The sequence below is a fragment of the Pseudomonas sp. S3E12 genome, assembly GCF_001702295.1.
Taxonomy (GTDB): domain Bacteria; phylum Pseudomonadota; class Gammaproteobacteria; order Pseudomonadales; family Pseudomonadaceae; genus Aquipseudomonas; species Aquipseudomonas marginalis.
Genome location: NZ_MBDT01000032.1, coordinates 652,865 through 676,223 on the forward strand (window position 1 = coordinate 652,865; position 23,359 = coordinate 676,223).

Consider the following 23,359-nt stretch of genomic DNA (forward strand, 5'->3'; position numbering starts at 1 on the left):
GGAGACACCCTCATGAAATTTATTCACCAGCGCGAGCACCTCAACGAGGGGGACATTGTCGTCATCGAATGCTCGCAGACTTGTAATATTCGCCTGATGAGCGACGCAAATTTTCGCAGTTTCAAGAATGGCGGCCGCCACACGTACCACGGCGGCGCGTTCGACAAATTCCCCGCCAAGATCACTGCCCCCAGCACCGGGTTCTGGAATATCACCCTGGACGTGGTGACACGCCGCGCAATCAGCGTCACCCGCAAGCCGGCGCTGTCCCACAAGATTCGCATCGTACGTCGCACCAGCACCAAGCTGAGCTGACTCGAAGACGCCACAGGAAATTATCGTGACCGCTACCACCAAATACGTGATCAAGTACAAGCTCAACGGCGAACGCCGCTTCGAGTTCGCCCAACTGACGAGCAATAGCGTGGAAGAGGCCTTGCAGGCCTTGGCGAAAATCCACGATGCCAGCGATGTCATCACCGACATCAACGTGAGCAAGGCGCTGTAACGCAATGCCCGGCCCCACTGATGACCTGTTCGCCGATGACGCCCTGCAACAACCCGCAGCACGTGAGCAGATCGGCGAACAGTCCTACGTGCTAAGAGGCTATGCCCTGCCCTGGATTGAACGCCTTCTGCCAGAACTGCGCCATGTGCTGGCGCAATCGCCGTTTCGGCAAATGGTTACGCCCGGGGGCTTTACCATGTCGGCCGCCTTGAGCAGTTGCGGCGCGCTGGGCTGGACCAGCGACACCAGCGGCTACCGCTACACGCCCCTGGACCCTCGCACCCGGCAACCCTGGCCAGCGCTGCCGGACACCTTGCGCCAACTGGCCATAGAAGCCGCGGCAGACGCCGGGTTTGTCGACTTTGCCCCCGACGCCTGCCTGATCAATCGTTATGTTCCGGGCGCGAAAATGTCCTTGCACCAGGACAAGAATGAACGTCGCTACAGCGAGCCCGTCGTGTCGATATCCCTTGGGTTGCCGGCAGTTTTCCTGTTCGGTGGCCACGCCCGCAGCGACAAGACCCGCAAGGTCTCGCTGTTCCATGGTGACGTGGTGGTCTGGGGCGGGGTCGATCGGCTGCGTTTTCATGGGGTGATGCCGATCAAGGAAGGCACGCACCCGATCATGGGCCCGCAACGTATCAACCTCACTTTTCGCACCGCCGGCTGATTTGACCGCAAGCTTCGGAGTGCCAGGCCACTGCAGCACGGCTAATCTGGCCAGGACCCGTCAAGAGTGCCAACCATGACTACCGAACAAGATCCGCGCTGGGCTGCGATTCTTGCCCGCGATCCGAAAGCCGATGGGCTGTTCGTCTACGGCGTGAAAACCACCGGTGTGTATTGCCGCCCGAGCAGCGCCTCGCGATTGCCCCGCCCGGAAAATATCGAGTTTTTCGACACCCCGGCACAGGCCGAGGCCGCCGGTTATCGCGCCAGCAAACGCGCAGCCGGTGACCAGACACAACTGGCTGCGCAGCATGCGCAATTGGTGGCTGATGCGTGCCGGCAGATCGAACACGCCGACACCGCGCCCAGCCTCAGCACGCTGGCGAGCCGGGCCGGCCTGAGCCCGTTCCATTTCCACCGCGTGTTCAAAGGCGTGACCGGCCTGACGCCCAAGGGTTACGCCAGCGCCCATCGTTCACGCAAGGTCCGCGAGGGGCTCAAGGGCCCGCATTCGGTAACCGATGCGTTGTATGAAGCCGGCTTCAACTCCAACAGCCGCTTTTATGAATCGGCCAACCAACGGCTCGGCATGACGCCCAGCGACTACAAGGCCGGCGGCACCAACAACCAGATCCTGTTTGCCGTCGGGCAATGCTCGCTGGGTGCAATCCTGGTGGCGCAGAGTGCCCGTGGCGTGTGTGCGATTCTGCTGGGGGATGACCCGGACAAACTGGTGCGCGACCTGCAGGACCAATTCCCCAACGCCAACCTGGTGGGGGCCGACCGCCGTTTCGAACAATTGATCGCGCACGTGGTGGGCTTTATCGAGGCGCCGGCCCTGGGCCTGGACTTGCCACTGGACTTGCGTGGCACCGCGTTCCAGGAACGGGTGTGGCAGGCCTTGCGCGAGATTCCGGTGGGCAGTACGGCCAGCTATGGGCAGATCGCCCAACGCATCGGCGCGCCCAAGGCCTTTCGCGCAGTGGCCCAGGCGTGCGGGGCGAACAGCCTGGCCGTGGCGATTCCCTGTCATCGGGTGGTGCGCAGCAATGGCGATCTATCCGGCTATCGCTGGGGGGTTGAACGCAAGCGGCAGCTGCTGGAGCGGGAAAGAGACCATTGACGCGCATGAAAAACGTCCCTCGTCCAGTGAATAAAACAGACTGGCCGGGTGCCAAGGGCCCTGTTAAAACAGCGACAAGCCTCACTGATACTGGAGACACGTCCCATGAGCACCTGGCCAGACACCCGTATTCTCGACCTGCTGGGCATCGACGTGCCCATCATCCAGGCACCGATGGCCGGTGCGACCAGCGCCGCCATGGTGATTGCCGCCAACCAGGCCGGCGCGCTGGGTTCGATCCCTGCTGCGATGCTGAGCATCGAGCAACTGCACGAAACCCTGGCCACCGTGCGCCATGCCAGCAGCGGGCCTATCAACGTCAATTTCTTCTGCCACCAGCCGCCGGAGCCGGATGAGGAACGCAATCGCCACTGGATGGCCTTGCTGGAACCCTACTACCGCGAACTGGGCGCCGATTTTGATGCGCCGACTCCGGTCTCCAATCGCGCCCCGTTCAACGTCGCCAGTTGCGAAGTGGTGGAGCAACACCGCCCCGAGGTCGTGAGCTTTCATTTCGGTCTGCCGGAAAAAAGCCTGCTGGAACGTGTCAAGGCGACCGGGGCCAAGGTGCTGTCCTCAGCCACCACAGTCGAGGAAGCGATCTGGTTGGAGCGGCACGGTTGCGACGCGATTATCGCCATGGGGTATGAGGCCGGCGGGCATCGGGGAATGTTCCTGACGTCGGATCTGAGCAGCCAGGTCGGCACGCTGGCCCTGGTCCCGCAAGTGGTGGACGCAGTGCGCGTCCCGGTAATCGCCGCCGGCGGAATCGGCGATGCGCGCGGTATTGCCGCGGCCTTCGTCCTCGGGGCCTCGGCGGTGCAGATCGGCACCGCGTACCTGTTCACCCCGGAGGCGACGCTCAGCCGGGCCCACCATCTGGCCTTGCTGACGGCCCAGGCCAGTGGCACAGCGCTGACCAACCTGTTCACCGGGCGCCCTGCCCGTGGCCTCTTGAATCGCCTGATGCGTGAGCTGGGCCCGGTGAACCCGGCGGCGCCGGCCTTCCCCCTGGCAGGCGGCGCGCTGATGCCATTGAAGGCCAGGGATGAGGCCGGTTTTGGCAGTCAGTGGGCTGGGCAGGCCGTCGGGCTCAAGCACGCACTGTCGACGCGCGAACTGACCACGTTGCTGGCCGCGCAAGCCCTCAAGACGCTTACCCGCACGCCGGACTAGAGCGGTACAGGTTCCGCAGGTCGCAGCCCGCTCAAGCGGTTTTCGTGGGCCTGGGTCAGTACCATGAAGCGCTTTTGCCGCAGGGCGTGGATACCGTAGATGATCCGGGCGAAGTGCTCGTTACTGTTCTCGTAGGGCTGGCAGGTCATGATCAGGGCGAAAAAGCAATCGGACTGCCGATGGGTAGCCATGGCGTTGATCAACTTCAACCCGATAGCAAACAGCGCCTGGCCGGTACTCATGGAGAGTCGTTCGTAGCTGGCCCCCAGGACGTGGTGTATCTGCACTTCGCGATGGGCGGCCAACGTCTGGTGCAGGTAGTCGAGTTGCGCCCTTGTACACAGGTCCGCACGGGCGCGATCCCCCGTGACATAGCGTTCGATTTCGCTGCGCAGCAAACTGCGCCAGTCGTCGTCTTCCTGGCCGGCCCGCAGTGCGATCCAGTCGACGCAATCGACCAGGGCGTTCTCCGCCGTGGCAATCGGGCTGGCGAGGCCCGATTGCAACTGGTCCAGGTGAGCCAACGCTCCGCGTACCAACTCCGCCTCTTCTGCGATAACGCTGTCCATCAGCTCTACATACTCTTCCAGCGACTCGTGGCGCCAGCTCCGGAAAGCCCCCAGCAGCTGCGCCCTGAGGTTGCCAACGACCGGCACTCCAACGGTACGGCGCAACATATCCTCGGACTCATCGATCAAGCCTCGCAGGTTACTGACCTGCAGCAACAGGCCGGCGTGATCGAACGGCTGCGGCGTGTTTTGCAGCGCCGTCGTCAGTTGCGACGCGCCCCCTGGCAGCTCCCGGGAAAGCACATCCCATAACCTCGGCAGTTGGCGTTGGATGGCGGTGATAAAGCGCTGCGGACACGCGAGGACCGAATAGCTGCCGGTATTGAAGAAACGCCCCCAACTCACCCCCAGCCGGAACACCGTGTTGAGCTCATGACTGGCCTCGATGACATTGGCGTAGAGCTTGTAGACCACCAATTTGCCGCTTGACGCCGGTGCTTGCTGCACGCGCTGCTCCCAGCCGGCGATGGAATCAAAATAGGCCAGTTGCTGCGCCGAAGGGTCCAGGCGCCCCAACCCCGTGTCCAGCACCGCCGCATCACTTTCATTGCGAACCGACAGGGCAAAATGGCACTGGGGACGCGGGTCGTCCGGTTCGGCGAACAGCAAGACGCCGATAGCCTGGACGTCCCAGGACTGGCTTGACAGGTAGTCCGCACAGCGCTTGGACTCAACGAAGCCGCCCGTAGTCGAAGCCTCGGAGTCGCCCGCCAATTCGGCCAGCTTATTGGCGTCGCGATACAGCTTTTCCAGACGACCGCGCATGCCCAGCAGGTCCGCCGATGTGGGCAGGAATAACGTGGAGGCGCTCGCCTGCTCCAAAGAAACAGGGGTGTCCGTGCGCTCACGGGATCTCAAGGCCGGCAACAGCAACTTCCCGGTCTGTGCCGACCGTTTCAACAGCGTGCGCAGTTGCCCCCTGGCCAGGGTAACGTCGGCGACCAGCTCCACCACGCCCAGCAATACGCCCAACTTGCACTCATACACATAGGCGGCGTAATCCTCGGGTCGGTCCATGCTGCGGGCCAGTTGGTAGGAGAAACTTGCGTCCGCGACATTGGCGATCAGGCCGACACCGCCGGACAACAGCAACGCCCCGACGCCCGATGCGGGACCGACCGCCGCTATCACCAGGCTGGACACCGCGCGGGTAGCGACCTTGAACATGCCCCATTTCGCCAGGCGCCGCTCTTCATCGGAGGAAAATACCGCGTAATTCATCATGTGCTTGAGTTCGCTGATACCGATCTCATACAGCGCATCGTTGATGTTCGTCACCTCCCGGAAAGACACCGGCTGCGGTGGCACGCGGCGGTAGTGATAGCCGTAGCGCTTTTTCTGCGGATAGAAATCCGAACGCTCCACGCTGAGTTTTTCCGGAAATGGCAGGTGGTGCGTGATAAACCGCATCAAGTCGTCACTGGGTTGCCCCGCCACGCCGCTGGGCTGCCACACCGCCCAAGTGAGCTCTGCCATGTTCAGTGAGATGAGCAGCGCCTTCTGTGAACTGAGCTTGAGCACCAACGCATTGGGCACCACTTTTTCCCGGAACAGCAGCAGGCGCGGCTTGACTTCACCTTTGAGAAAACGATGGGCGAGTTCACGCAGGGACACATCCTGCTCAGCATCATCGACCAGGAATTGTGCTGCGCGGACCTTGGCCAAGGCCTCGCAGGTTTCGCCAAACAGTTGTTTGTAGTCGGTGTTGCGCGCCAGTTCGTCGATATCGGCGACAAAGGTTTCATACAGGATGTCGCGCAAGCGGCCCAGGGTGCGCACTTCCACGCTCGACAGCGGTTCCCCGCTGACATGGATGTTGGCGATGGTTTCCTGGAAATACGCCGTGCGCTGCGGCTCGCCCGTCAGCACTTGCAGGAACGAAAAGTGCTTGTAGCGCGGTGGCGCATAGGCGGTCATGCCCGCCGAATAGACCGGGTAGCCCACCTGGTATTTATAGCGAAATCGTTTTTCGTCCCTGAACCGATCCTGGGTACGTTGCGGCAGCCCGGACTTGTTCAGGCAGCGCTCGATAAGGTTCTGGATATAGTCCTTGGAGAGTTCGGCGTTCCACACACTGCTCAGCAGGTTGTCCCATTTTTGCCAGGCCTTGGGGGGCGTAACCGGCTGTATCGACGTCGGCACGCCCTCCAGCCACTGTGCCAGGTCCCCAGGCAGTATCTGTATCGAAAAAGACGCCTGGGAGGCGTCGCTGCGCACGAACCAGAAATTCTGCTGGTCACTTTGAGCGCGGATCACCCCCTCTTCATCCATCACCCCGCAGTTCACCCAAGGACAACGGTGATTCAAATAGACCGCAAGATAATATTGCCAGCGTCCTGACGCTCGATATTCCTGGGCGACGGTGATCGAGTATTCCAGCGCTGGCGCACCGCCTGGAAGATTGCCAAGGGTCACCTTGAGCAATTGATTGGGCTCTATGTGAGTGTCTGGCAGCTGCACGTCCTTGAGTGTCCACCGCGGAAGGATACTCAAGATCGCAACCCCCACCGGCTCTTCGAAGGGTTTGAGCCACAGCCGGTTCTGGCTCGTATCGGCTGAATAATCGAAGCGGCTGCCTGATTGCGCACCAATGCGCATGCCCGGCCACTCCAGGCTGATCGCCTTGGGCCATTGGTTGGCTCCCAGGGATGTGGGAGGCAGGTCGAACCAGATTTCCGCCATCATTTCGGCGTGGGTGTTCCACACCGATAGCACCACCACCTCGGTCTTGAGTACCGCCTGGTTAGGCATCATCAACTCATGCTGCACCCAAAAGCCCGCGTGGATCTGCCCCCCGACCTGGATGCGACCGAGAAAAAATCGCGTGAAATTCAGCTCCCGTGCCACCTCGCCATAGAAATACGGCATCAGGACTTTGGTTTGTACGCTGTCGGTGTTTTGCTGTTTGCCTGCATATGCCTGCCAGGGAAACCGATCGTTGAGGATGTGCCACAGCGGCAACGACTCGTGCTCGACGATGATCGGCTGTCGCTGGCTGTCATCGCTATCGAATATCGAGAATTCGACGGGGATCAGGGCGTCCGCCCGGATCAGTGCCTTGGCCTGGGGCTCCAGCGTGGATTGAGCCACTACACGCTCTATCCATGCCTGCGTGTAAGCCTCGCTGCTCTCGGTGTTTGTCGCGCCAACGTCAATGTAAGCGTATTCCTTGCCCATGATGTGCTTCCGTTTCAGATCAATACGCCGCTCACTATCGCGTTGCGACCAGCGCCTGGCTGTCAGCCATGGGGGCGTCGACGGGCGGAAATCTCGACCGCACGCCGACATCGATTCCAAGGATGGATTTCCCTTGCCATTTTTGCGCTATATACCTATACATACAGCGCCTGGCAGCGCCCGTCCCTATAATCGGCACCAGGTTCTGCACCTTCTCAAACGGAGCCGTTCATGACTTTCAATACCCCTCGCTTTGTGCCCACGTGCCTGGCGGCATTGGTTGCGTTGCTCGCGACCGCAGCGGCCCACGCCGATGAAGTCCAGGTGGCCGTAGCGGCCAACTTCACCGCACCGATCCAGGCGATTGCCGCCGACTTCGAAAAAGACACCGGCCACAAACTGGTCGCAGCCTACGGCGCCACCGGGCAGTTCTACACCCAGATCAAGAACGGCGCGCCGTTCGAAGTGTTCCTGAGTGCCGACGACACCACCCCGCAAAAGCTCGAAAGCGAAGGCGACACGGTCAAGGGCTCGCGCTTCACCTACGCCGTGGGCACCCTGGCGCTGTGGTCGGCCAAGGAAGGTTATGTAGACGCCAAGGGCGAGGTGTTGAAGAAGAATGACTTCAAGCACCTGTCCATCGCCAACCCGAAAGCCGCGCCTTACGGCCTAGCCGCCACCCAGGTATTGGCCAAGGAAGGGTTGACCGAGCAGGTCAAGGACAAACTCGTCGAAGGCCAGAACATTACCCAGGCCTTTCAGTTCGTTTCCACCGGCAACGCCGAGTTGGGTTTTGTGGCCTTGTCGCAGATCTATAAAGACGGCAAAGTCACCAGCGGCTCGGCCTGGATCGTCCCGGCCGCCCTGCACGACCCGATCAAACAGGACGCGGTGATCCTCAACAAGGGCAAGGACAGCGCTGCAGCCAAGGCACTGGTCGACTACCTCAAAGGGCCAAAAGCCGCTGCCGTCATCAAGTCCTACGGTTATGAACTGAGCAAGTAAATGCCCCTGTCGAGTGCCGATTTTTCCGCAATCTGGTTGACCCTCAAACTGGCGTCATTGACCACCGTGATCCTGCTGGTCATCGGCACTCCGATTGCCCTGTGGCTGTCGCGCACCCGTTCATGGTGGCGCGGCCCCATTGGCGCGGTGGTAGCCTTGCCATTGGTGCTGCCACCCACCGTCATCGGTTTCTACCTGCTGTTGACCATGGGCCCCCACGGCTACTTCGGCCAGTTCACCCAATGGCTGGGCCTGGGCACCCTCACCTTCAGCTTCGCCGGGCTGGTGATCGGCTCGGTGATCTACTCCATGCCCTTTGTGGTGCAGCCGTTGCAAAACGCCTTCTCCGCCATCGGCACTCGCCCATTGGAAGTGGCCGCGACCCTGCGCGCCAATCCTTGGGATACCTTCTTCACGGTGATCCTGCCCCTGGCGCGCCCGGGGTTTATCACCGCCTCCATCCTGGGGTTTGCCCATACGGTCGGTGAGTTCGGCGTGGTGTTGATGATTGGCGGCAATATTCCCGACAAGACTCGCGTCGTCTCGGTACAGATCTACGACCATGTCGAAGCCATGGAATACGCCCAGGCCCATTGGCTGGCGGGCTCCATGGTGGTATTCGCGTTCCTCGTGTTGCTGGCGCTCTACTCCAGCCGTAAAACCAGGATGGGCTGGAGTTGATGCCGATGATCAATGTGCGCCTGAATTTGAAGTACACAGGCTTTGCCCTGGACGTGGACCTGCATGTGCCCGGCCGTGGAGTCACCGCGCTGTATGGGCATTCCGGCTCCGGCAAGACCACCTGCCTGCGCTGCATTGCCGGGCTGGAGCGGGCCGAGGATGGGTTTATCCAGATCAACGATGAAGTCTGGCAAGACAGCCGCAACGGCCTGTTCGTGCCGCCGCACAAGCGTGCGCTTGGCTACGTGTTCCAGGAGCCCAGCCTGTTCCCCCATCTATCGGTGCGGGCCAACCTGGAGTTCGGCCTAAAGCGCATCCCGCGCCCGCAACGCCGCGTCGACATGGCTCAGGCCACAGAGTTACTGGGGATCGGCCATCTGCTGGAGCGCAACCCCCAACACTTGTCCGGCGGTGAACGCCAGCGCATCGGTATCGCCCGTGCCCTGCTCACCAGCCCAAGACTCCTGTTGATGGATGAACCCCTGGCCGCCCTCGACAGCAAGCGCAAAAGCGAAATCCTGCCCTACCTGGAACGCCTGCACGACGAACTGGACATCCCAGTGCTGTACGTCAGCCATGCCCAGGACGAGGTGGCGCGCCTGGCCGATCACATCGTGTTGCTCAGCGACGGCAAGGCCCTGGCCAGTGGTCCCATCGGCGACACCCTGGCACGGCTCGACCTGCCCCTGGCGTTGGGGGACGACGCGGGCGTGGTGATCAACGGCAGCGTCAGCGCCTACGACGATCACTACCGTCTGCTCACGCTGCAACTGCCCGACAGTGCCCAGCACCTGCGCGTGGCCCATGCACCGCTGGCGTTGGGCAAGGCGTTGCGGGTCAAGGTACAGGCACGCGACGTCAGCCTCAGCCTGCAAGCCGGAGAGCACAGCAGCATCCTCAACCGCCTGCCGGTGACGGTTACCCAGGAGATCGCGGCGGATAACAGCGCCCATGTGCTGGTGCGCCTGGACGCGGATGGCACGCCGTTGCTGGCGCGGATCACGCGGTTCTCCCGCGACCAGTTGCAATTGCACCCCGGCCAGGCGCTGTGGGCGCAGATCAAGGCGGTGGCCGTGCTGGCATAAGAAACCTTTTGGCACGACCGCACACGGCTGCGGTCAATCAGGAATACCGGCCTGATCCGTTGCCAAGGAACCCGCACCATGCCCGACTCCGCGCTGCCCGCCGACCTGCCCCGCGACCTGCATTACGTTGACGATACCCAGCCCGGCATCCGCCGCAAGCGAGTGCGCGGCAAGTTCCAGTACTTCGACGCCAAGGGCGAACGTATCCGGGATGCCGATGAGATCAAGCGCCTGAACGCCCTCGCCATCCCTCCGGCGTATACCGATGTGTGGATCTGCGCCGACCCGCGCGGGCACCTGCAAGCCACCGGCCGCGATGCCCGTGGACGCAAGCAATACCGCTATCACCCGCGCTGGCGTGAGGTGCGTGACAGCGACAAGTACGCGCGGCTGCAAGAGTTTGGCAACGCCCTGCCGAAACTGCGCAAACAGCTCGAAGCGCAAATTGCCGAACCCGGCTTCACGCGCGAAAAAGTCCTGGCCACGGTGGTGATGCTGCTGGACGCCACGCTGATCCGCGTCGGCAATACCCAATATGCGCGAGACAACAAATCCTACGGGCTGACCACCCTGCGCAACCGCCATGTGGATGTCAAAGGCAGCGAGATCCAGTTCCAGTTTCGCGGCAAGAGTGGCGTGGAGCACCAGGTCAGCGTCAAGGACCGGCGCCTGGCCACGGTGGTCAAGCGCTGCCTGGAGTTACCGGGGCAGAACCTGTTCCAGTACCTGGATGAAGACGGCGAGCGGCACACCGTCAGCTCCCATGACGTCAACGCCTACCTGCACGACCTTACCGGTGCCGACTTCACTGCCAAGGATTACCGCACCTGGGCCGGCACCGCCATGGCGCTGGCGGTGCTGCGGGAGTTGGAATGGCAGCCGGAATCCGACGCCAAGCGGCATGTGGTGGCGATGGTCAAGGATGTCGCCAGGCAACTGGGCAACACGCCTGCGGTGTGCCGCAAGTGTTATATCCACCCGGCCGTGCTGGAGCATTTCAGCCTGGGCGAATTGTCCAGGTTGCCCAAGCCGCGGGTGCGCAAAGGCCTGAAGGCCGAGGAAGTCGCCTTGGCGATGTTCCTTGAACAACTGGCCGCCGACTTGCCCGGCAATGCCAAGGCGGGTTAGGCTCTGGCCCCCTTCTGACTTCCGGGACGACCGCCGACGTGAATCACTAAGCCTTCCAGAATGTACCTGCAACAAGCCGCCTGGCGCGCTTGTTGGCCTGTCCGACATTTTTTTGGAGGTGCTGATGACTGACGTCAACCGGCTGCCCGTATTGGTTTCCCTGCAACACCTGTGCTTCCAGTTCGCCAATGGCGAGACCCTGCTGGACGATCTGAACCTGTCCATCGACCACACGCCCACCGGGATTGTGGGACGCAATGGACGGGGCAAAAGTATCCTCGCCCAATTGATCGCCGGCGTGTTGCCCCCCTCCTCCGGCTCGCTCAAGCGCTCGGCCAGCGTGGCCTATGTCCCCCAGGACATGGCGGTTGCCGCGGGAGACACCCTCGCTGACCTGACGGGCACCACGCCCGTGCTGGCGGCACTGGCACGCATGGCGGCAGGGACGGCGCAGGTCGATGACCTTGAGTTGATCGACAATCGCTGGGACCTTGCCGAACGCTTGCGCGCCGCACTGGATACGGCAGGCCTTGCGCAGCTGGGTGTGGATGCGCCGGCCGATCAACTCAGTGGAGGGCAACTGGCGCGGCTCAGGCTGATCGGCGCCGTGCTGGCCGCACCGCAACTGCTGGTGCTCGATGAACCCACCAACCACCTCGACAGCGCCGGCCGCAATTGGCTGCTGCACCTGTTGCAGGAATGGCGCGGCGGCCTGGTGGTCGTGAGCCACGACCGGCAAATACTCAACACCCTCGGGCGCATCATTGAACTGTCCCCACTCGGCACTCACGTCTACGGCGGCAACTATGATGCCTATCGCCTGCAGCGCGACACCGAACAGCACGCCGCCGTCGCGGCGCTGGAGCACGCACGCCTTGAACGCAACCGCGAACGCCGGCGCGTGCAGAAAGACCATGACAGCCTGCAACGCCAGGCGGCGCGCTCCCGCAAGCACGCCGAGACGGCCAATGTGGATCGGTTTACCAAGGCGCGCTGGAAAAGCGCCGCCACCGAAGTCGTCGGCACCGTGCGCAGTGCCCATCACGCGTACAAACACGCGCTGGATGAGCAGGTGCGCCAAGCCTACGAGCGCGTGGTGGATGAAACGCCGACTCTGTTGGCCTTGCCGGGGTCGATCGTGCCCAATGGCCGTCAGGTGGTGGCCTTGAAGGAGGTCCGGTTGCCCTGGCTGGAGCATCCCGCCCTCACACTCAACTTCACAGGGCCGGTGCGCGTGGCCGTGCAGGGACCGAACGGCTGCGGCAAATCCACCCTGCTCAAGGTACTGGCCGGCCAATTGCAGCCCGCCAGCGGTGAGTGCACGGTGCCGGTGCCCTGCGCGTATATCGACCAGCACCAGGCGCTGCTGGATGACCGACGCTCCCTCGTCGAACAGCTCAACCTGCTCGACACACCGCTGCCCGAAGCCGAACTGCGTACACGCCTGGCCTTGCTGCAACTGGATGCCCGGCGGGTCACCCAACCAACCGTGCAGCTCAGCGGCGGCGAGCGGTTGAAAGCCGCGATGGCGATTGCCCTGTGGGGTGAAACACCCGCGCAACTGCTGTTGCTTGATGAGCCCACCAACCACCTGGACCTGGAATCGGTGATCGCCTTTGAACAGGCGCTGCAGGGCTTCAGCGGGGCAATGATGGTTGTATCCCATGATGAGGCGTTCATCCAGGCGTTCGGGCCAACCCACCGTTTGCTCTGGCAACCTGAGGGTTGGCGCCTTGAGTGTGTCTGAGGTCATTGCGCGCGCAATCAAAGCGTCCTAGGGTAGTGGCCGGATAATCTCACCGAGGAACCCGGCCCTATGCTGCCTTCGCCCAACAAGCCTTATGCCAATGCCGCACTGGCCCATCAAAAGCGCTGGCGCGGCCGCGTCGGCCTGATGCTGGTGGCCAGCCTTTCGGTATTGGCGGGCATGACTGACGCCATCGGCTTCATGGCCAGCGGCGACTTTGTTTCATTCATGAGCGGCAACACCACGCGCCTGGCAGTGGCCATCAGTGTGGGGGATCTCGGCTTGACCGCACGCCTGCTATTGCTGGTCGCCACATTCGTTGCCGGTAACGCCTTGGGCGTAGTGGTCGGTCGCCTCAGCCGGCGCCATGCCCTGCCCCTGTTGCTGTGTATCGCCACCTTGCTCTGCGGCGCAGCCTTACTGCCCTTCGCCGACACCTTGCCGGCGCTGCTGGCGGCGATCATTGCGATGGGCATGCTCAACGCAGCCGTGGAAGAGGTCAACGGCTTGCCGGTGGGGCTGACCTACGTGACCGGCGCACTGTCACGCTTTGGGCGCGGACTGGGGCGCTGGATGCTGGGGGAGCGCCGTAACGGCTGGCGGGTGCAACTGATTCCGTGGGCGGGGATGTTTGTCGGCGCGGTGATTGGCGCGTTGCTGGAGCAGCACATGGGGCTGAGGGCGCTGGTGGTCAGCGGTGTATTGGCGGGCGTGTTGGGGCTGGTGTCGCTGAAGATTCCCCGGCGCTGGCATTTGGGTTTTATGCCGCGATAAGGACTAAAGGTGCCCGCCCGACGGTAAGGCCTCGACGTCCGTGTACTGGTAAAGAGCCATTATGTCGGGCGGGCGGATTGAATCATAAGCGAATGTCCGGCGGCTGTCCCGCCGGGCGTTTCCTGAAATGACTAAGGCAACGGATTACAGACAGGTCGCAAGTGCGGCCAAGCGACGCTTGGCCGGCATCGTATCTTCAACGGCGTAGTACTTGACGGACGAACCGGCACCGGCGCTTTGCACGTCGACGAAGTAATCGCCACCCGTGGTATAGACGGTGAAACCACCGGCCCCGTTCGGCTCCTTGAAGCCACCGGCGTCGACACCAAACACGCTTTCATCCTGCCAGCCGAACTGGATGCACTCGGCAACCACCAGCGTGGCCTTGTCCGATGCCATGGCCTTGTAGGGAGCCCCCAGGCGTGCCTCGTTCATCTTCGAGCCCGCGCAACCGGCCAGTGCCGTCAATACCAATGCGCCCATTACCACCTTGTGCATGCCATTGCCTCGTTGGAAAAAACGCGACTGTACCATTGCCGCAAGGCTGACTGACGCCCCCATGAATTTTGTTTCACTGTGGAGGGAGAATATGCCGCCTATAGTGGGCAGGCTCATTTTTAGAAGTGTCCTTCTGCCCGCCCTCCCGCGGGCTTTTTTTCGCCTGCGCTTCAGAGCCACCAGCGAAACAGATAGAACAACGCCATGCTCAGCAGCACGGTCATCAATACGTTACGCGTCCAGAACATCAGCGCCACGGCGCAGATGCCGGCCAGCAGGTAAGGATTGGCCGGGCTCAGGTTGAGCTGGTGATCAGCCAGGAAAATAATCGGCCCGCAAATCGCCGTGAGCATGCCCGGCACCGCAAACCCGAGAAACTCCCGTGCCCCACGGTTGAGGCGCAGCGGCAGGCGCGGCTCGATAAACAGATAGCGGTTGAAAAAAACCACCAGGCCCATGGCCACAATCATCAGGTAAATCATCGCTGCCCAACCCCCAGGCGTTTGCAGAAAAACCCTGCGCTCATGCCGAGCACACCCGACACCACCACCGCCGACTCCCAGTGCAGGAAGCTCAGCCATACGGAAAACAACAACGACACCGCCACGCAGACCACCGTCGGCACATCGCGTACCACCGGGGTGATCAGCGCGATAAAGGTGGCGGCGATGGAGAACTCCAGGCCCAGCTGATCAAGGCCCGGGATGCTTTTGCCAAGCACGATACCGGCCAGGGTGAACAGGTTCCAGGCGATGTAAAACGTCAGGCCAACGCCCAGGGCGTACCAGCGATTGAAGGTTTCACGGTCATAGTGGTTGACCAGCGCAAAGAACTCATCGGTCAGCAGAAAGCCCAGGCTCATGCGCCAGCGGGTCTTGAGCGGCGAAAGAATCGGGCGCAGGTGCATGCCATACAGCAGGTGCTGGGAGGTCAGCAGCAAGGTGGTCAACACGATGGAAATCAGGCTCGCACCGCTCTTGACCATTCCAATGGCGACCAACTGCGCAGCGCCGGCAAACACAATGGCGGACAAGCCCTGGGCTTGCAGTGGCGTGAATTGCGCATCGATGGCCATGGAGCCGGCCAGCAGCCCCCAGGGTGCACAGGCCAGGGACAGGGGAATGACGGCGATTGCACCGCGAGCGAAGGCGTAATGAGGTAAGGCAGCAGGCATGGAAACGGCTCATCGACAGACAGTCCACAAGCATGCCAGCGCAAGATGGAGCTTGTCTTGAACGATCTTGCTCAGGCGAGCCTGACCGACACCTGCTCCACCGAATCCCGCGCTTCACGCAGTTCGTGAGCGTCCTGGTTGAGCCGGTGAATGGTGTTGAGCAAGCGCTGGCGCAGCACTTCATCGCCGAGTTTTTCAACGGCACGCATCAGGTCGAATGCCGCGGTTTCGTTATTTTCTGCTACGGAATCCAGGGTTTTGCGCAGGTTGCGAGTGGCACGGGTCACGCGGGTCTTCCTTCATCAGCAATGGGGAGGCACTTTAGGACATTCGTGTTTCATTTTAATTTCAATCACTTGTGGCGGTTTTCCCGAGGTTTGATCCATATCAATTGAAACAGGATTTGACCGAAACATATGGACATACGTATATTCGAATTTCCATATGTATGTAGGCAATGGTCATGTCGGATCCCCTTACACCGCCCACCCTGTTCAAATGCCTGGCCGACGCCACTCGCGCACGCCTGACGCTATTGATTCAGCGTGAAGGCGAACTTTGCGTGTGCGAACTGATCCATGCCTTGGACGACAGCCAGCCCAAAATCTCCCGTCACCTGGCGCAACTGCGCAGTTGCGGTGTGCTGCTGGATCGTCGCCAGGGCCAATGGATCTACTACCGCGTCAACCCGGCACTGCCCGATTGGGTGACCCAGGTGCTGGACGTCACCCTGCAAGCCAACCAGCCATGGCTGCACAAGGACACACAGCGTCTGGATACCATGGGCGACAGACCACAACGAGACAGCACCTGCTGCTGAGCCACCGGAGCGTTAATTCATGCTTGTCGCAGTCGCCATTTTTATCTTTACCATCGTCCTGGTCATCTGGCAGCCCAAGGGTCTCGGAGTGGGCTGGAGCGCCACGATGGGCGCGATCCTGGCCCTGGCCTGTGGCGTGATCAGCCTGGCGGATATCCCGGCGGTCTGGCACATCATCTGGAATGCCACCGGGACGTTTGTCGCACTGATCATCATCAGCCTGCTGTTGGACGAAGCCGGGTTCTTTGCCTGGACGGCACTGCATGTGGCGCGCTGGGGGCGCGGGCGTGGCCGGCGCTTGTTTGCCTATATGGTGCTGCTCGGCGCCCTGGTGTCGGCGCTGTTTGCCAACGACGGCGCGGCGCTGATCCTCACCCCCATCGTGATGTCGATGCTGCTGGCGCTGCGCTTTTCGCCGGCGGCGACCCTGGCGTTTGTGATGGGCGCGGGGTTTATCGCTGACACGGCGAGCCTGCCGCTGGTGGTGTCGAACCTGGTGAACATCGTCTCGGCGGACTATTTCAAGATCGGCTTCAACGAATATGCCGCGGTCATGGTGCCGGTCAACGTCGTCAGTGTCGCCGCCACCCTGGCGGTGCTGCTGTGGTTCTTTCGCCGCGATATTCCGCAGACCTACGACCCCGCCGACCTGGCAGACCCCGCCAGCGCGATCCACGACCGCGCCACCTTCCGCGCCGGTTGGTGGGTGCTCGGCATCCTGCTGATCGGCTGCTTTGCCCTGGAACCCCTGGGCATTCCCATCAGCGCGATTTCCGCGGTGTGCGCCGTGCTCCTGCTGGTGATCGCCGCCAAGGGCCACAAGATCTCCACGCGCAAGGTGCTGAAGGAAGCCCCGTGGCAGATCGTGGTGTTTTCCCTGGGGATGTACCTGGTGGTCTACGGCTTGCGTAACGCCGGCCTCACCACCTACCTGGCGACCTGGCTCGATACCTTTGCCACTTACGGCGTGTGGGGTGCGGCCATGGGCACTGGCGTGCTGACGGCCTTGTTGTCCTCGGCGATGAATAACCTGCCGACGGTATTGATCGGTGCGCTGTCCATCGAATCCAGCCATGCCGTGGGCGTGGTCAAGGACGCGATGATCTACGCCAACGTGATCGGCAGCGACCTGGGCCCGAAAATCACCCCCATCGGCAGCCTGGCCACCCTGTTGTGGCTGCATATCCTGGCGCGCAAGGGCATCACCATCACCTGGGGCTACTACTTCAAGGTCGGGATTGTGCTGACCTTGCCGGTGCTGCTGATCACCCTCGCCGCCCTCGCGTTGCGCCTGAGCATCTAACGGAGAAACCGCAATGAAAGTCCTGTTCATGTGCACCGCCAACAGCTGTCGCAGCATCTTGTCCGAAGCGATGTTCAACCACCTGGCCCCGCAGGGTTTTGCCGCGGTCAGCTCCGGCAGTTTCCCCAAGGGCCAGGTCCTGCCGCGCAGCCTGAGCACGTTGCAGGCAGCGGGCATCAGCACCTTAGGCTTGTACAGCAAGGGCAATGACGCGTTTGAAGGCAGCCCGCCGGATGTGGTCATTACCGTCTGCGACAAGGCGGCGGGGGAAGCCTGCCCGGTGTATTTCGGGCCGGCGGTGAAGGCGCATTGGGGCTTGGCAGATCCCTCGGAGGTTCAAGGTGACCAGGCCAGCATCCAGGCGGCATTCGATGCCACGCTGGAGACTATCGCCAGCCGTTGCCGGGCGTTTTTCGCCCTGCCCTTTGCCCGCCTCAGCCCTGGCGAGCTGAAGGTCGAACTCGAGCGCATAGCGCTGCTGGAAATGACCACCTCCTAACGGCTGGATGGATCCGCTGCGGCGATATGGATTCCCATCCCTCTGCCAGCGTATGCTCTCGCACTTTCCTGAAAGGACGCGGGCATGCTGACGATCTTTTTTTACGCACTGGTATTCGGCTTTGTGTTTTGCCTCTCCCCCGGCGCGGTGCTGGCGGAGACCCTGCGCCGAGGCTTGCTCCACGGTTTCACACCCGCCTTGCTGGTGCAGTTTGGCTCGCTGGTAGGCGATGCCGTGTGGGCTGTGATCGGCCTCACCGGCATCGCACTGTTGATCCAGCATGACGCCGTGCGCGTGCCGCTGACGATCATTTGCGCGCTGTACCTGGCGTGGCTGGGCGTACGCAGCCTGATCGACGCCTGGCACTTGCCCGAAGCCGATGATGCGCCGGCCAGTACTCGGCAAAACGCGCTGGCCGTGGGTGCGGCGATTTCCCTGGCCAACCCGAAAAACATCGTCTACTGGGGGGCACTGGGCAGCGCGCTGTCAGGCATCGTCGGCGCCACGCCCAGCCATGGGCAGACGCTGATGTTTTTCGCCGGCTTCATGCTGGCTTCGGTGCTGTCATGCTTTCTGATCGCCGCACTGGTGAACCTGCTGCGCAAGAACGCATCGCCCATGTGGCAACGCATCAGTTATGGCGCCTGCGGTTTGGTATTGATCTATTTGGCCGCTCTCGCCGCACAGGGTGTATGAAGTTATATATCGGGCAACTTTCGAGTGCCTCTTGTCTGAATGAACTCTGAACACCGGGCTATTTAATTAATCATGCGTTGACATTTTGTAACTGCCTGAGTAGATTGCCCCTGCCCGCAACTGGGGCCTTTTTTAACCCTCACAAAAGAAGCCAATGGACACAGTATCCAGTCGCTGTCCGAGCACCGCCCTGGCGGGCATCGGGCGCCCAATCCAGAACATGACAGGACTCGCCTCCCCGGTCCGGTAAGCTGCGCTGGAGCTTGATGCTCCGCCGTAACTGCCTCGCCGGTCGCCCGTCCGGTCCCGAGGTGTGTTATGACCTTCCCAACCCTTGCTTTGCCCGATGTACCCACACTGGCCGCAGCCTTGCGAGCCAAGCGTTGCCATGCCCGCGTGGTTTTTCTGCCACGACGCACGCCCTGCGTTGCCCCCTCCCCCAAAGACCCGCAGAGACCGCCGCTTTTCAGCCTGGGATAGCGCTGAGCGCCCGCGCCGTTCAATCCCGCTGAAACAATAACTTCCTGATTAAGTCCCTGGAGTTCTTTATGAAACTTTCCAGTTGTAGTTCGCTGCGCGCCTTATAACTAACGCGCCAGTAGAAGTTATCCAAGCACCTTATTTAAACCGATCGCGAAGTCAGCGACTCGGCATGCTTTCGCTCGCCTGTATTCAGGTAAGTACCGGGTATGTTTTGTCGAGAATTGGCGACAGGAGCACAGACAATGAGCGCCGTAAAAAACACGCCACTGCAGAAGAAAACCGGCACCGCCAGCGACACCAAACTGTCGATGCGTGCCGCCCGCGAAGCCCACAACGGCCTGTCGGCCACCCTGGCCAACGTACGCGCCACCCAGGATGGCCTGACCGAAGTGGACGCCACTGCCCGTCTGCAACGGGAAGGCCACAACGAAGTGGCCCATGACAAACCGCCTCACGCCATCGTGCAATTCCTGCAGGCCCTGAACAACCCGTTCATCTACGTGTTGCTGACCCTGGGCGGCATCAGCTTTTTCACCGACTGCTGGCTGCCGATGCAGGACGGTGAAGAAGCCGACCCCACCAAGGTCGTCATCATCATGACCATGGTCCTGCTCAGCAGCCTGCTGCGCTTCTGGCAGGAGCACCGTTCGGCCAAGTCCGCCGAAGCCTTGAAAGCCATGGTCCGCACCACTGCCACGGTGCTGCGCCGTGAGCAAGTGGGCAGCCAGCCCACCCTGCGCGAAGTGCCGATGCGCGAGTTGGTGGCCGGCGATATCGTGCAGTTGTCGGCCGGTGACATGATCCCTGCCGACATCCGCCTGATCGAGTCCCGGGACCTGTTTATCAGCCAGGCGGTGCTCACCGGCGAAGCATTGCCGGTGGAGAAGTACGACACCCTCGGCGACGTCACGCAAAAATCCGCCGGGCCGGTCGCCGCCGACCAGGGCAACCTGCTGGACCTGCCGAACATCTGCTTCATGGGCACCAATGTGGTCAGCGGCCGCGCCAAAGCCGTGGTGGTGGCGACCGGGCCGCGCACCTACTTTGGCTCCCTGGCTAAGGCGATTGTCGGCTCCCGGGTACAGACCGCATTCGATCGCGGGGTGAACAGCGTCAGCTGGCTGCTGATCCGCTTCATGCTGGTGATGGTGCCGATCGTGTTCTTCCTCAACGGCTTCTCCAAGGGCGACTGGGGCGATGCATTTTTGTTCGCCCTGGCGGTCGCCGTGGGCCTGACCCCGGAAATGCTGCCGATGATCGTCAGCGCCAACCTGGCCAAGGGCGCCACGGCGATGGCCAAGCGCAAAGTAGTGGTCAAGCGCCTCAACGCGATCCAGAACTTCGGCTCGATGGACGTGCTGTGCACCGACAAGACCGGCACCCTGACTCAGGACAAGATCATCCTCGAGCATCACGTCAACGCCTTCGGCCAGCGCGATGATGCGGTGCTGTCCCTGACCTGGCTCAACAGCTACCACCAGAGCGGCATGAAAAACCTGATGGACCAGGCCGTGGTGCAGTTCTCGGAGCAGAACCCCAGGTTCCAGGTGCCGTTTGCCTACAGCAAGGTCGATGAATTGCCGTTCGACTTTGTACGCCGTCGCCTCTCCATCGTGGTCAAGGACGCTGCCCACGACCATCTGCTGGTGTGCAAAGGCGCCGTCGAGGAGATGCTGGACATTGCCACCCACGTGATGGAGGCCGGCAGTGCCGTGCCTCTGGATGAGCGGCGCCGGGAGGAGTTGCTGGCGATCGCCAATGACTACAACGAAGACGGCTTTCGCGTGTTGGTGGTTGCCACCCGCAACATTCCCAAGGCCCTGGCCCGCCAGCAGTACACCACCGCCGATGAGCGCAACCTGATGATCCAGGGCTTCCTGACCTTCCTCGATCCGCCCAAGGAAACCGCCGGCCCGGCGATTGCAGCCCTGCAGCAGATCGGCGTGGCGGTCAAAGTCCTTACCGGCGACAACGCCGTGGTCACCAGCAAGATATGCCGCCAGGTCGGCCTCGAGCCAGGCCGGCCGCTGCTGGGGGTGGAGATCGAGCTTATGGACGACGCCACCCTGGCGCGCCATGTGGAGGAGCGCACGGTATTTGCCAAGCTCACGCCGCTGCAGAAATCCCGGGTGCTCAAGGCCCTGCAAGCCAACGGCCACACCGTCGGCTTCCTCGGCGACGGCATCAACGACGCACCGGCATTGCGGGATGCCGACGTGGGTATCTCGGTGGACAGCGGCACGGACATCGCCAAGGAATCGGCCGACATCATCCTGCTCGAGAAAAGCCTGATGGTGCTGGAAGAAGGCGTGCTCAAAGGCCGCGAAACCTTCGGTAATATCATGAAGTACCTGAACATGACCGCCAGCTCCAACTTCGGCAACGTATTTTCGGTGCTGGTGGCCAGTGCATTCATCCCGTTCCTGCCGATGCTCTCGATCCATCTGCTGCTGCAGAACCTGATGTACGACATCTCCCAGCTGGCCCTGCCGTGGGACAAGATGGACAAGGAGTACCTGGCCAAACCGCGCAAGTGGGATGCAAAGAACATCGGCCGCTTCATGATCTGGATCGGGCCGACCTCGTCGATCTTCGACATCACCACCTTTGCTCTGATGTGGTACGTGTTCGCCGCCAACAGCGTGGAAATGCAGACCCTGTTCCAGTCCGGCTGGTTTATCGAGGGCCTGCTCTCGCAAACCCTCGTGGTGCATATGCTGCGCACCCGCAAGATTCCGTTCTTCCAGAGCACGGCCGCATGGCCGGTGCTGATGATGACCGGCGTGGTGATTGCGCTGGGCATCTACGTACCGTTCTCGCCCCTGGGCACCCTGGTGGGGCTGCAACCGCTGCCGCTGGCGTACTTCCCGTGGCTGGTCGGCACGCTGCTCAGCTATTGCTGCGTGGCCCAACTGATGAAAACCCTCTACATCCGCCGCTTCAAGCAGTGGTACTGAGTTCCCCCGCCGTTTAAACGGTGGCGGTCGCCCGGCCGCCACCGTGCATTACAAGGAATAGGATCATGCGCGTCTTGATCTGTGCCGGTCGTCATTACGCCGACTGCAAAAAGTCCCGCCAAGTGCTGGACGCTTACCACCGCCTGCGCCCGGTGCAGGTGCTGATCCACGGCGGCAACCAGTTCCTCGGCAGCGCCATCGAGGACTGGGCGCGGGAACTCGGCATCGACGTGGTGCGCTACCCGCCCAACTGGCAACGCCACGGCAAGCAGGCGGAGCGCCAGCGCAACCATTTCATGCTGACCGACAGCCGCGCGGATGTGGTCATCGCGCTGCCGGGTGGTGACGACACGTCGGAGCTGGTCTGCCAGGCCAGGGCCAGCGGCATTTCGGTGCTGACCGTAGAGAACTGACATTCAAGCGAGGTGCATCATGCACAACAAACACACCCCGAAGCGCCCGGACGGGTTTGCCAAATACCGTGCGCGGCACTATCGCGGCGCGCGCCAGACCCTGCTGCTGTTGCCGCCGGCAAAACAGCGAGCGCTGCGGCGCAACCTGCTGTTTATCGGTATCACCCTGGGTTCGATCCTGTTAATCGCCCTGGTGTCCAAGGCCCATGCCGCCGGTGGCGCCTATGTGGTCGATGACGGCGCAATCAACGCACCGGGTGTCTGCAATCTCGACGCCTGGTACAGCGCCGACCGGCACGCCGGCAACACGCACACGGCAACGCTGTCTCCCGCGTGCACGTTCAGCGCACTGCCTTCGGTGCAGTGGGGCGCGGCGCTGTCACGGGCCGACAGCGCAGGCCGGGGCGAGACCCAGGTGAATCCGCAACTCAAGGCACAGGTGCTGTCACGGCAAGACCTGGGGCTGGAAATGGCGATCTCCGCCGGGGCGCATCTTGCCCTTGATCGACGACACGGGTTTGACGGCGCCGACTTCACCCTCCCCTTGACCTGGCAACCGCTGGCGCCCCTGCGCTTGAACCTGAATGCCGGCTGGGCCCATGCCTACAACGACGGCGAGCCAACCCAGCGCCTGACCTGGGGCACCGGCGTCGAGTATCAACTGATGGATGCCCTCACGCTGATCGCTGAACGTTACGGCCAGGAAGGCGGTGACCAGGCCTGGCAAGCAGGGCCGCGCCTGCACTTCGGGGAGTCTGTCGACGTCGACCTGGTGCTCGGGCGCGACCTGGGCGGTGAACGTAATCAATGGCTGACCACCGGTGCGACGCTCAGGTTTTAGGCCTGGCCTGCTGCTCCAGGTGCAGTTGCCGTG

At 62.1% G+C, this 23,359-nt stretch carries 23 protein-coding genes; 18 read left to right on the forward strand and 5 right to left on the reverse strand.

Annotation, left to right across the window (positions count from 1 at the left end; all coding sequences use genetic code 11):
- Positions 1-12: 12 nt before the first annotated feature.
- The 5 genes from BB029_RS27230 to BB029_RS27245 all read left to right on the forward strand — a co-directional run bounded on the left by BB029_RS27230 (position 13) and on the right by BB029_RS27245 (position 3,476).
- On the forward strand, positions 13-315 hold the full coding sequence (locus tag BB029_RS27230) for a DUF1883 domain-containing protein (RefSeq protein ID WP_003173824.1): 303 nt from the start codon (positions 13-15) through the stop codon (positions 313-315).
- 25 nt (positions 316-340) lie between these two features.
- Positions 341-508: a hypothetical protein gene (locus BB029_RS33425; protein WP_090403985.1), complete on the forward strand. Its 168-nt coding sequence runs from the start codon at positions 341-343 to the stop codon at positions 506-508.
- Positions 509-512: 4 nt separating this feature from the next.
- Positions 513-1,178 (forward strand): DNA oxidative demethylase AlkB, encoded by a 666-nt coding sequence (alkB, locus tag BB029_RS27235; protein WP_065941568.1) that lies wholly within the window; start codon positions 513-515, stop codon positions 1,176-1,178.
- 75 nt (positions 1,179-1,253) lie between these two features.
- Positions 1,254-2,300, forward strand: a complete 1,047-nt coding sequence (gene ada, locus BB029_RS27240) for a bifunctional DNA-binding transcriptional regulator/O6-methylguanine-DNA methyltransferase Ada (protein WP_065941569.1) — start codon at positions 1,254-1,256, stop codon at positions 2,298-2,300.
- A 105-nt stretch (positions 2,301-2,405) separates the two neighbouring features.
- Entirely contained in the window at positions 2,406-3,476 is a 1,071-nt protein-coding gene (locus tag BB029_RS27245; protein ID WP_065941570.1) for a nitronate monooxygenase family protein, read from the forward strand.
- Here BB029_RS27245 and BB029_RS27250 read toward each other — a convergent pair.
- Entirely contained in the window at positions 3,473-7,222 is a 3,750-nt protein-coding gene (locus tag BB029_RS27250) for a hypothetical protein (protein ID WP_065941571.1), read from the reverse strand. The two genes, BB029_RS27245 and BB029_RS27250, sit on opposite strands and share 4 nt — an antisense overlap.
- Before the next feature lie 231 nt (positions 7,223-7,453).
- Here BB029_RS27250 and modA point away from each other — a divergent pair, with 231 nt between their 5' ends.
- From modA to BB029_RS27280, 6 genes are all read left to right on the forward strand, one after another.
- Positions 7,454-8,227, forward strand: coding sequence for a molybdate ABC transporter substrate-binding protein (gene modA / locus BB029_RS27255; protein ID WP_065941572.1), 774 nt, complete (start codon positions 7,454-7,456; stop codon positions 8,225-8,227).
- Positions 8,228-8,908, forward strand: coding sequence for a molybdate ABC transporter permease subunit (gene modB / locus BB029_RS27260; protein ID WP_065941573.1), 681 nt, complete (start codon positions 8,228-8,230; stop codon positions 8,906-8,908).
- Positions 8,909-8,913: 5 nt separating this feature from the next.
- Entirely contained in the window at positions 8,914-9,993 is a 1,080-nt protein-coding gene (gene modC / locus BB029_RS27265; protein ID WP_065941766.1) for a molybdenum ABC transporter ATP-binding protein, read from the forward strand.
- A gap of 78 nt (positions 9,994-10,071) precedes the next feature.
- Positions 10,072-11,121 carry a DNA topoisomerase IB gene (locus tag BB029_RS27270; protein ID WP_065941574.1) on the forward strand — a complete coding sequence of 350 codons (1,050 nt, stop codon included), beginning with the start codon at positions 10,072-10,074 and terminating at the stop codon, positions 11,119-11,121.
- Positions 11,122-11,245: 124 nt separating this feature from the next.
- A complete protein-coding gene (locus BB029_RS27275; protein WP_065941575.1) occupies positions 11,246-12,868 on the forward strand; it encodes an ABC-F family ATP-binding cassette domain-containing protein in 1,623 nt (540 codons plus the stop codon).
- A gap of 69 nt (positions 12,869-12,937) precedes the next feature.
- Complete coding sequence (locus BB029_RS27280) at positions 12,938-13,642, forward strand: YoaK family protein (RefSeq protein ID WP_027606603.1); 705 nt, start codon at positions 12,938-12,940, stop codon at positions 13,640-13,642.
- A gap of 144 nt (positions 13,643-13,786) precedes the next feature.
- Here the strand turns inward: BB029_RS27280 and BB029_RS27285 are convergent, their stop codons facing one another.
- The 4 genes from BB029_RS27285 to BB029_RS27300 form a co-directional block, all read right to left on the reverse strand.
- Positions 13,787-14,140, reverse strand: coding sequence for a hypothetical protein (locus BB029_RS27285; RefSeq protein ID WP_027606604.1), 354 nt, complete (start codon positions 14,138-14,140; stop codon positions 13,787-13,789).
- 170 nt (positions 14,141-14,310) lie between these two features.
- On the reverse strand, positions 14,311-14,622 hold the full coding sequence (locus BB029_RS27290; RefSeq protein WP_065941576.1) for an AzlD domain-containing protein: 312 nt from the start codon (positions 14,620-14,622) through the stop codon (positions 14,311-14,313).
- Positions 14,619-15,314: an AzlC family ABC transporter permease gene (locus BB029_RS27295; protein WP_027606606.1), complete on the reverse strand. Its 696-nt coding sequence runs from the start codon at positions 15,312-15,314 to the stop codon at positions 14,619-14,621. The genes BB029_RS27290 and BB029_RS27295 overlap by 4 nt, the downstream gene beginning before the upstream one ends.
- 71 nt (positions 15,315-15,385) lie before the next feature.
- Complete coding sequence (locus BB029_RS27300) at positions 15,386-15,601, reverse strand: hypothetical protein (protein ID WP_025856028.1); 216 nt, start codon at positions 15,599-15,601, stop codon at positions 15,386-15,388.
- Positions 15,602-15,777: 176 nt separating this feature from the next.
- Here BB029_RS27300 and BB029_RS27305 point away from each other — a divergent pair, with 176 nt between their 5' ends.
- The 7 genes from BB029_RS27305 (at position 15,778) to BB029_RS27335 (ending at position 23,326) form a co-directional block, all read left to right on the forward strand.
- Positions 15,778-16,134 (forward strand): metalloregulator ArsR/SmtB family transcription factor, encoded by a 357-nt coding sequence (locus BB029_RS27305; RefSeq protein WP_065941577.1) that lies wholly within the window; start codon positions 15,778-15,780, stop codon positions 16,132-16,134.
- A 19-nt stretch (positions 16,135-16,153) separates the two neighbouring features.
- On the forward strand, positions 16,154-17,437 hold the full coding sequence (locus BB029_RS27310; RefSeq protein WP_065941578.1) for an arsenic transporter: 1,284 nt from the start codon (positions 16,154-16,156) through the stop codon (positions 17,435-17,437).
- A 13-nt stretch (positions 17,438-17,450) separates the two neighbouring features.
- Entirely contained in the window at positions 17,451-17,936 is a 486-nt protein-coding gene (locus tag BB029_RS27315) for an arsenate reductase ArsC (protein ID WP_065941579.1), read from the forward strand.
- Between the two features lie 84 nt (positions 17,937-18,020).
- A complete protein-coding gene (locus tag BB029_RS27320) occupies positions 18,021-18,632 on the forward strand; it encodes a LysE family transporter (RefSeq protein WP_065941580.1) in 612 nt (203 codons plus the stop codon).
- 725 nt (positions 18,633-19,357) lie between these two features.
- Positions 19,358-22,072, forward strand: a complete 2,715-nt coding sequence (gene mgtA, locus BB029_RS27325; RefSeq protein WP_065941581.1) for a magnesium-translocating P-type ATPase — start codon at positions 19,358-19,360, stop codon at positions 22,070-22,072.
- Positions 22,073-22,137: 65 nt separating this feature from the next.
- Positions 22,138-22,485 (forward strand): DUF2493 domain-containing protein, encoded by a 348-nt coding sequence (locus BB029_RS27330; protein ID WP_065927468.1) that lies wholly within the window; start codon positions 22,138-22,140, stop codon positions 22,483-22,485.
- A gap of 19 nt (positions 22,486-22,504) precedes the next feature.
- Complete coding sequence (locus BB029_RS27335; protein WP_065941582.1) at positions 22,505-23,326, forward strand: hypothetical protein; 822 nt, start codon at positions 22,505-22,507, stop codon at positions 23,324-23,326.
- Positions 23,327-23,359: the final 33 nt, after the last annotated feature.

Excerpts from the sequence above, each read along its gene's own strand:
- BB029_RS27230 (WP_003173824.1), top strand. The coding sequence starts at position 13 with ATGAAATTTATTCACCAGCGCGAGCACCTCAACGAGGGGGACATTGTC.
- alkB (WP_065941568.1), top strand. The coding sequence starts at position 513 with ATGCCCGGCCCCACTGATGACCTGTTCGCCGATGACGCCCTGCAACAA.
- ada (WP_065941569.1), top strand. The coding sequence starts at position 1,254 with ATGACTACCGAACAAGATCCGCGCTGGGCTGCGATTCTTGCCCGCGAT.
- BB029_RS27245 (WP_065941570.1), top strand. The coding sequence starts at position 2,406 with ATGAGCACCTGGCCAGACACCCGTATTCTCGACCTGCTGGGCATCGAC.
- BB029_RS27250 (WP_065941571.1), bottom strand. The coding sequence starts at position 7,222 with ATGGGCAAGGAATACGCTTACATTGACGTTGGCGCGACAAACACCGAG.
- modA (WP_065941572.1), top strand. The coding sequence starts at position 7,454 with ATGACTTTCAATACCCCTCGCTTTGTGCCCACGTGCCTGGCGGCATTG.
- modB (WP_065941573.1), top strand. The coding sequence starts at position 8,228 with ATGCCCCTGTCGAGTGCCGATTTTTCCGCAATCTGGTTGACCCTCAAA.
- modC (WP_065941766.1), top strand. The coding sequence starts at position 8,914 with ATGATCAATGTGCGCCTGAATTTGAAGTACACAGGCTTTGCCCTGGAC.
- BB029_RS27270 (WP_065941574.1), top strand. The coding sequence starts at position 10,072 with ATGCCCGACTCCGCGCTGCCCGCCGACCTGCCCCGCGACCTGCATTAC.
- BB029_RS27275 (WP_065941575.1), top strand. The coding sequence starts at position 11,246 with ATGACTGACGTCAACCGGCTGCCCGTATTGGTTTCCCTGCAACACCTG.
- BB029_RS27280 (WP_027606603.1), top strand. The coding sequence starts at position 12,938 with ATGCTGCCTTCGCCCAACAAGCCTTATGCCAATGCCGCACTGGCCCAT.
- BB029_RS27285 (WP_027606604.1), bottom strand. The coding sequence starts at position 14,140 with ATGCACAAGGTGGTAATGGGCGCATTGGTATTGACGGCACTGGCCGGT.
- BB029_RS27290 (WP_065941576.1), bottom strand. The coding sequence starts at position 14,622 with ATGATTTACCTGATGATTGTGGCCATGGGCCTGGTGGTTTTTTTCAAC.
- BB029_RS27295 (WP_027606606.1), bottom strand. The coding sequence starts at position 15,314 with ATGCCTGCTGCCTTACCTCATTACGCCTTCGCTCGCGGTGCAATCGCC.
- BB029_RS27305 (WP_065941577.1), top strand. The coding sequence starts at position 15,778 with ATGTCGGATCCCCTTACACCGCCCACCCTGTTCAAATGCCTGGCCGAC.
- BB029_RS27310 (WP_065941578.1), top strand. The coding sequence starts at position 16,154 with ATGCTTGTCGCAGTCGCCATTTTTATCTTTACCATCGTCCTGGTCATC.
- BB029_RS27315 (WP_065941579.1), top strand. The coding sequence starts at position 17,451 with ATGAAAGTCCTGTTCATGTGCACCGCCAACAGCTGTCGCAGCATCTTG.
- BB029_RS27320 (WP_065941580.1), top strand. The coding sequence starts at position 18,021 with ATGCTGACGATCTTTTTTTACGCACTGGTATTCGGCTTTGTGTTTTGC.
- mgtA (WP_065941581.1), top strand. The coding sequence starts at position 19,358 with ATGAGCGCCGTAAAAAACACGCCACTGCAGAAGAAAACCGGCACCGCC.
- BB029_RS27330 (WP_065927468.1), top strand. The coding sequence starts at position 22,138 with ATGCGCGTCTTGATCTGTGCCGGTCGTCATTACGCCGACTGCAAAAAG.
- BB029_RS27335 (WP_065941582.1), top strand. The coding sequence starts at position 22,505 with ATGCACAACAAACACACCCCGAAGCGCCCGGACGGGTTTGCCAAATAC.